The sequence below is a fragment of the Mesorhizobium sp. M7A.F.Ca.ET.027.03.2.1 genome (assembly GCF_003999175.1).
Taxonomy (GTDB): domain Bacteria; phylum Pseudomonadota; class Alphaproteobacteria; order Rhizobiales; family Rhizobiaceae; genus Mesorhizobium.
The window spans coordinates 1-423 of sequence record NZ_RZOM01001928.1; the positions used below are offsets into that span (position 1 = coordinate 1).

At 64.8% G+C, this 423-nt stretch carries 1 pseudogene; it reads right to left on the minus strand.

Features of this window, described 5'->3' with window-relative positions:
* A pseudogene (locus EN750_RS38820) lies at window positions 1–423 on the minus strand (carbamoyl phosphate synthase large subunit); the annotation flags it as partial.

The following is a 423-nucleotide window of genomic DNA, read 5'->3' on the forward strand; positions in this document are numbered from 1 at the left end:
GTCTCGACACCGATCTCGCGCAGCACCGCGATCGAGGCGTTGCGCATCATCTGGTATTCTTTGTCGGTCAGGGTCAGGGCAGGGGCGACCGTGATCGAGTCGCCCGTGTGCACGCCCATCGGGTCGATGTTCTCGATCGAGCAGACGATGATGCAATTGTCCGCTCTGTCGCGGACGACCTCCATCTCGTACTCCTTCCAGCCGAGCACGCTCTCCTCGATCAGCACTTCGGTGGTCGGCGAGGCGTCGAGGCCGGACTGGACGATCTCGTAGAATTCGGCCCTGTTATAGGCGATGCCGCCGCCGGTGCCGCCCATGGTGAAGGACGGGCGGATGATGGCGGGCAGGCCGACATGGTCGAGAGCCTGGGCGGCGACCGCAAGCAGCGCTACATCAGCCATGGCATGGCGATCGCCGCCCAGG